Below are 7,014 nucleotides of genomic sequence, written 5' to 3'. Positions count from 1 at the left end.
GTGGGCGCCGGCGCCCACGCCGTAGAAGTACTCGGCCAGCGCGGCGGCGTTGACGTCGTTTTCGATATACGCCTCGATGCCGAGGCCCGAAGCCAGCAGCGCCGCAAACGGGTAATTATCCCAGCCGGGAAGATTCGTCACGATCAACGTCGTCCCGCGGCCGTCGTCGGTGATCCCCGGCACGGTGGAGGCCACGGCGGCCACCCGCCGGCGCTCGACGCCGGCCTCGGCGCAGCAGGTGTCCAGGAAGAGGCCAATCAGGGCAACGCAGGCCTCCGGCGTCGCCGGGGTAGGCATCGGGCCCGCGCGATGCGCCAGGAACCGGGCCGGGTCTTCCGCACGAGCAATCGCCACCCGCAAATTGGTGCCGCCGACATCCACACCAGCGACCAGGTCTCCATCAACCATGCCCATCATTCCGGCTTTGGCTCTGAAATGCCGTGGTGGTGCTTGTTCTTGAGGCGCGACGCCGCCCGCTCGTCGATGATCACGTGGGCATGCCGGTGCATCTGTACGATAGTGGACGGCGCCATGGCCGTAACCGGTCCCTCCAGGGTCGTCTGGATCGCCATGGCCTTGCTCTCGCCGCTGGCAAGCAGCAAGAGCCGGCGAGCCTCCATGATCGTCCCGATCCCCATCGTAATGGCGAACCGGGGCACCTCGTTCAAATTCGAGAAGAAACGCGCGTTCACCACAACGGTCTCCGCCGTGAGGGTCTTGATCCGCGTGCGCGAACCCAGCGACGAGCCCGGCTCGTTAAACGCCAGATGCCCGTTTGCCCCGATGCCGAGAATCTGGAGATCGATCCCGCCCACCCGCTCGATCTGCTCCTCATACCACGCGCAGAATCCGTCAATATCATCCGCCATCCCGTTAGGGATAAACACCCGTTCCGGGCTCACGTTGATATGTTCGAACAGATGCTCCCACATGAACCGGTTGTAGCTCTGATCGTGGCGTGGGAGCAATCCGATGTACTCATCGAGATTGAAGGTCGTCATCTTTGAAAAATCGAGCCCGGCATCCCGATGCATCGCCACCAGTCGCTTATAGAGCCCCAACGGGGTGCTCCCTGTCGCAAAACCGATGACGCTATCCGGTTTTTTGCGGATTTGTTGCGCAACAAGTTCGGCAGCGCGCTCGCTGACGGCATCGTAATCGACCATCACTTCGACAAGCATATCATCCTCCTGAAAGCCGTTTGGCATCCTGAATATAGAGTAGACGTCGAAAGTACGTTTCCACGGTCGCGCGGTCAAGTGCGCCGCCCCTCCCCGTTTGAATTGCTCGGGAGGAATTCTTTTCCGGGTAAGCCCCAAAATGCCATCAGCGGGGCCTTCAAAGAAAGCTCCGCTGATGGCAGGAATGATCAATCCAATCTATTTAAAAGCCCGGTGGCGGGGCGTTACGGCGCCGGCGCTCGAGCGGTATTTTCGTAACTAATTATCTAACAAAGCCCGTGCCACGCAAAGCCGAAGCGGTCTTTCCGCCACACTTCTTACAAAAAAGGGTGCCATCAGACCACCAGTGATCGTTCGATCACTTCCAGAATCTGATTTTTTGTAAACGGCTTGCTGATATAATCGGAGAACCGCTCGTCGAGAAAGCGCTGACGGTCATGCGGCAACGCATACGCCGTCATCGCGACGATGGGCGTCCGGGCATACCCGGGCAGTTCGCGCAGCGCGCGCATGACATCGACCCCGGTTCGTTTTTTCCCGAGATTGATATCGAGAAAAACGAGATCGAACCGCCGGCGCTTCGCCATCGTGAGCGCCATCTCTTCGTCCGGCGCGACTTCCAGGTCCAGCTGTTTATGCAGCAGCAGCTTCAAAAAGCGCTGGGCGTTCGGGTCGTCCTCTACAAAAAGTACCTTCGAGCCCAGGATCGCCTGGGCGATGGGCATCTTGTTAGCCGCGGCAGGCTGAGGACGCATCGGGCGGGCATCCGGGATCAGTGGGAAGAAGAGGCGAAACGTCGTGCCGCGCCCTTTTTCGCTCTCAACCTCGATCCGGCCCTCCATCATATCCACCAGCCGCTTCGTGATCGCCAGCCCGATGCCGCTGCCTTCGTACAGCCGCGCGAGGCCCGTGCTCTCTTGTTTGAACTCTTCGAACAGGTACGGCCGAAAATTCGGGCTGATGCCGATGCCCGTATCCTGGATGCGTAATAATACCTCCCCACCGGCCTGCTCGACTTCCACCCTCACCTCCCCTTCCTGGGTGAACTTGATGGCGTTGCCGATCAGGTTGTTCAGGATCCGATCCAGGCAGCTCCGATCGAGCCGGCTCTTGGAGGCCAGCGCGGACGGACGATATACCAGCTGCAACCCTTTCTCCTGTGCGATCGGCTGCAGGAGCCGCACTTTCTCCCGCACCTCGCTGTTCAGCTCCACGGCGTCCATCGCCAGCTCGAACTTGCCGGCCTCCAGCAGCGATAGATCCAGCACCGAGTTCAATGTATCGAGCAAGCGCTTCCCGCTCGAACGGATCAGGTGCGCCAGCTCGCGCTGCTCCTCCCCCACCTCTTCGGCAATAATCGACGCAAACCCCAGAATACTTGTCAACGGGGTGCGGATTTCGTGGCTCATGCTGGTCAGAAACGCCGACATGAGCCTGTTCATCTCCTCGGCCTTCTCCTTGGCGCTGATCAGCTCGATCTCGGCCTGCTTCTTCACCGACACGTTCCGGCTCACCCACAACGTGCCTTCCTCCCTGCCAGCACGCATCCGCACCACCCGGGCCGAATACCACTGGACGACGCCATCGATCACAACCTCGTATTCGATCGTCTGGGGCTCGCCACTGGCCAGCGCCTCGGCCATCACCAGCCGCCAGCGGTGCCAGTCTGCTTCGGAGAGATGTTCGCTCACCCGACGTCCCACCTCGGGAAACGCCGGCCACAACTCGCTCGTGTTCTCGGGCGCAAACGCCTCCAGGCAGCACCCCTGCGTATCCAGGATAAAAAGGAGATCCGGGACGGCGTTTAACACCGAGCGGAAGCGCGACTCGCTTTGCTCGAGCGCATCGCGCATCCACTCCTTCACACCCCGATGAATGTGGCCGATCAACACCCGCGGATCGCCCAGCTTCTCCACATACGCGAACGCTCCGTAGTTGACGGCGTCACGGGCGGACTCGAACGTGCCGTACCCGGTGTGGACGATGATGCGAATCGTAGCGTCGATCAGATGGAGCCGGCGCACGACTTCGATCCCGTCCATGTCCGGCAGTCGGATGTCGATCACGGCGACGGCGTATACATCGGCTTTCACCTGCGACAGCGCCAGCGCCGCCGTCTCGTACGATACCGCGTCGAACCCTTCTTCTGCGATGATATCCCGGAGCAGGCGCCGTTGCGCCTCGTTGTCCTCGACAATCAGAATACGCGGGCTGTGTTTGTCAGCGGGATGTGATAGTTCAGACATGATTACTGGCGGACTCGGTGAAGGGTGCGGAGCGCTCGCGGCTCCATCTCGGGATCCGCACGACAAAAAGACTCCCCCTCGGGCGGTCGTTGCGGACGATGATCTGCCCGTTGTGTTGTTCGACGATCTGTTTGCAGATCGATAGGCCCAGGCCGGTGCCGGACGCTTTTGTGGTAAACAGCGGCTCGAAGATCAGAGCCTGCATCTCGGGCGGAATGCCCGGTCCCTGGTCGCGGACGACGATGTGATCCATCTCCCCGGAAGCCTCCGCCTGAATGACGATCTCCCCCTCTCCCTCCATCGCCTCGATGGCGTTGGTAAACAGGTTCTGGAACACCTGCTGAAGCTGGCCGGCGTCTGCGAAGATCTCATACGGCCGCTGCGCGATTGCGTCGACAAACCGGATGCGCGGATGATCGGCGAACCGTTCGCAGGCGCTCTGGACTTCCTGGCACAGATCCAACGGCTGCCGGGCCGGCGGCTTGTTACGCGTCATGTTCAGCAAGTCGCTGATGATCCGATCGCCGGTCGAGGATGCGCGTTGGATGATTTCCATGTACTCGACCCATCGTACGTCCGACGGGTTGGCGCGGCGCTCAAGCATGTACGCCGCGTTTCGAATGGCGCCCATGGGGTTGCGAAGCTCGTGTGCGATACTCGCCGCCACTTGCCCTACGGCCGCGAGCCGCGTCTTGCGCACCAGTTCGTCTTTCACGTTTTCGAGTTCGGTCTCGGCCAGCGCCCGGGCATGGCGCTGCTGGTACAATAACATCTCCTGCGTCTTGCGCGCCTTCTCCTCGGCCTCGGCGCGCTCGGTGATGTCCAGCAACGTCCCGACCACACGTTTCCTGCCGAGGCGCGGGTCGGTGAGCACCGTGCCGCGGCTCTGCACATTACGGATCGAGCCGTCCAGCCGAACGATGCGGTACTCGAGCTGAAACGGCGATCCCGAGTGGAGCGCCTCCCGGATGTCGCGCGCCACCTTCTGGCGGTCCGCCCGGTGCACCAGCTGCCGTAAAAACCGCTCGGTTGTCAGCTCTTCGACCTGTGGATCCACGCCTACAATCCGGTAGACCTCCTCAGACATGTACGTACCGTTCGGATCGACGAGGTCGATCTCGTAGCTCCCGAGCTGGGCCAGTTCCTGCGCGAGTTTGAGGTTGGCTTCGCTCTGGCGCAGCTGCTCGCCGGCCTTGCGTTCCTCCGTCACATCCCGCATGATCCCGATGATCGTACGGACACGCCCCTGGACCTTTTTTTCGGGTACGATGAGGGTCCGGAAAAACCGGTGCTCGCGAGGCGTCGCATAGTCGAACTCAAATTCTATCGCTTCACCGATGGTAAACACCTGGTCCATTTGCGCCTTCCAGCGTTCGACGATCGCCGAGGGGAGGCCCCGCTCGTCGACGGTCTTGCCGATGTAGGACTCGGGCGTCGCCGACGAGGCTTCAAGCAGGGCGCGGTTCACAAATAGATAGCGGTAGTGCCGATCCATCCGGAAAATCTGGACGGGGATATAATCGGTCAGCGTCTCGAACTCCAGCGTGCGCGCCATCAGGGCCTGCTCGGCGCGCTTCTGCTCGGTGATGTCCTGCAGCACAAAAACGATCCGGTCGTCCCCCTCTCCGGCGGCGCGTGTGGCGCACATGACCACGTCGATCACCTCGCCGGTCTTCTTCACGAACTGCGTCTCGACATTTTTCCAGAGCGCCTCTTCCTTGAGCCGGCTTTTGAGCGCCTCGGCGAGGTACAACCGCGAGGCCCGAGTCAGGTAGCTGGAGGTCAGCTGACCGATCACCTCCTCCCGCTTGTAGCCGAGTTTTTCGAGCCAGGCGTCGCTTGCACTCGTGATACAGGCGGCGGAGTCCACGGCGAACATCAGCACCGGCGAGCGGTCGTTGAGGAAGGGCATCGCCTGCCGCTCCTGGCTCCGGGCGGACTCATTGGCTTCATCGGTCGTCAGGTCCCGCACGGTGATCAGAAAGCCGAGGAGCGCCTGATCGGGGTCGTACAGAGGCGTGCACTGAACCGCACCCAGAAACAGGCTTTCGTCCTCACGGCGCAGCGACCAGACCGTATGCCGCGTGCCGCGCCCGACGGCCTCGGCCTCCTGAAACAGATCGCCGTCGTTCATGAACTGGGAAAAGACCGCGCCGCGGACGGCCTGTTCGTCCGGTCCGAAGAGTGCCGAAAAGCCCGGGTTACAAAGGATGATGCGAAAATGTGCGTCCGTGATGGCGAGGGCCGCCGGCACGGAGTCGACGATCGCCCGCCACAATCCTCCCCGCATACTCAGCTTCCGATCGACGATCTGCGACAGAAAATCGCACCGCTCGGCCAGCGCATCACGCTCGGCTTTTACCACGGCCAGCTGAATCCGCAGCGTGGACAGCCGGTCGTCGTCTGGCACTGGCGCCACGGCCAGGTCAAAGGCATCGTCAATCAGCATGCACTACACCGTTGAGGTAGCGGAAGGGCTTAACAGGAAGGGCTATACCTGGAAGGCTATACCTGGCGCGCTACATCTAGTACACAGCAACGAGCCCGTGGAAAAGTTCAACCTGGAAATAACATTGGACGGATAGACCGCCGGCGGACGTCACAGAAATTGGAAAAGCACGCGACGGCCGGAAAAAAACCTTGCCGTGAGGCGGAGACAGGCACCTACCGATACATCGCCTTCAGCGAATCGAACACCGCCCGAATATCAAACACCGTCCAAATATCAATTACCGTCCAAATATCAAACACCGCTTAAATCTCAAACACCGCTCAAATTTCAAACACCGCTCAAATTTCAAACACAGAGCGGCGTTGGCCGTGCACGCGGCCAGAACGACCGCATGTCCGATTAACATAGGGAAGCGATAAAGAGTTGAAAGTTACGAATGTGTTTTCTTACCATCCTTCTTTTTCCATGTTTCCGTCACAGTTCGACACAGGTTCGACATGAAACCCATCGTCCAGATCTCGCTTGACCTCACCACGATCCAGGAAGCCCTGGACACGGCCGAAATCGCCCTCCGCGCCGGCGTGGATTGGCTCGAGGCGGGCACCCCCCTCATCATTGCCGAAGGCATGAACGGGGTGCGTGCCCTGCGGGAGCGGTACCCGGCCGTTCCCATCGTGGCGGATCTTAAGACGATGGATGGCGGATGGCTCGAAGCCGAGTTGATGGCGAAGGCCGGCGCCACCCACGTCGTCGTCATGGGCGTCGCACACGCGGAAACGATCGAGCTCGTCGTCAAGGCCGGCCGCGACCTCGGCGTGAAGGTCATGGGCGACAACATGTGTATGCCAGACCCCGTCGAGGGCGCCCGCATCCTCGAAGACCTTGGCTGCGATTACGTGATACACCACGTCGGCTACGACCACCGCACCCTCCGACGCCAGCGCGGCCTGGACACCCCGAGCCCACTGGCCCGCCTGCAAGAAGTGGTCGATGCCGTCCGCATCCCCGTCCAGGCCGTCGGCGGCCTCACCGTCGAGCAGGCCATCCGCACCCCCGAATACGGCGCCCCCCTCGTCGTCATCGGCGCCCCCCTCGCCATCGACCCCCATGCCTTCAAAGCCGCCGCCGGCGACCT

5 protein-coding genes are annotated in these 7,014 nt (G+C 61.3%); 1 reads left to right on the top strand and 4 read right to left on the bottom strand.

Annotation, left to right across the window (positions count from 1 at the left end; all coding sequences use genetic code 11):
- The 4 genes from SH809_00095 to SH809_00080 all read right to left on the bottom strand — a co-directional run.
- A partial coding sequence (locus SH809_00095) for an ROK family protein (GenBank protein MDZ4698079.1) occupies positions 1-408 on the bottom strand: 408 nt, incomplete at its 3' end.
- A gap of 5 nt (positions 409-413) precedes the next feature.
- On the bottom strand, positions 414-1,208 hold the full coding sequence (gene nagB, locus SH809_00090) for a glucosamine-6-phosphate deaminase (GenBank protein MDZ4698078.1): 795 nt from the start codon (positions 1,206-1,208) through the stop codon (positions 414-416).
- Between the two features lie 308 nt (positions 1,209-1,516).
- Positions 1,517-3,427 carry a response regulator gene (locus SH809_00085; GenBank protein MDZ4698077.1) on the bottom strand — a complete coding sequence of 637 codons (1,911 nt, stop codon included), beginning with the start codon at positions 3,425-3,427 and terminating at the stop codon, positions 1,517-1,519.
- A complete protein-coding gene (locus SH809_00080; GenBank protein MDZ4698076.1) occupies positions 3,420-5,876 on the bottom strand; it encodes a PAS domain S-box protein in 2,457 nt (818 codons plus the stop codon). The genes SH809_00085 and SH809_00080 overlap by 8 nt, the downstream gene beginning before the upstream one ends.
- A 500-nt stretch (positions 5,877-6,376) precedes the next feature.
- On the opposite strand from SH809_00080, the gene SH809_00075 reads away from it, so the two are divergent.
- Positions 6,377-7,014, top strand: a 638-nt coding sequence (locus SH809_00075) for an orotidine 5'-phosphate decarboxylase / HUMPS family protein (GenBank protein ID MDZ4698075.1), incomplete at its 3' end; no start/stop codon positions are given.

The sequence above is a fragment of the Rhodothermales bacterium genome (genome assembly GCA_034439735.1).
GTDB lineage: Bacteria > Bacteroidota > Rhodothermia > Rhodothermales > JAHQVL01 > JAWKNW01.
The sequence above is the reverse complement of the archived record's forward strand: the minus strand, read 5'-3'. Positions and strand labels throughout refer to the sequence as shown.

What these genes read in the sequence shown, in the direction of transcription:
- nagB (MDZ4698078.1), bottom strand. Translation starts at nt 1,208, where the DNA reads ATGCCAAACGGCTTTCAGGAGGATGATATGCTTGTCGAAGTGATGGTC.
- SH809_00080 (MDZ4698076.1), bottom strand. Translation starts at nt 5,876, where the DNA reads ATGCTGATTGACGATGCCTTTGACCTGGCCGTGGCGCCAGTGCCAGAC.
- SH809_00085 (MDZ4698077.1), bottom strand. Translation starts at nt 3,427, where the DNA reads ATGTCTGAACTATCACATCCCGCTGACAAACACAGCCCGCGTATTCTG.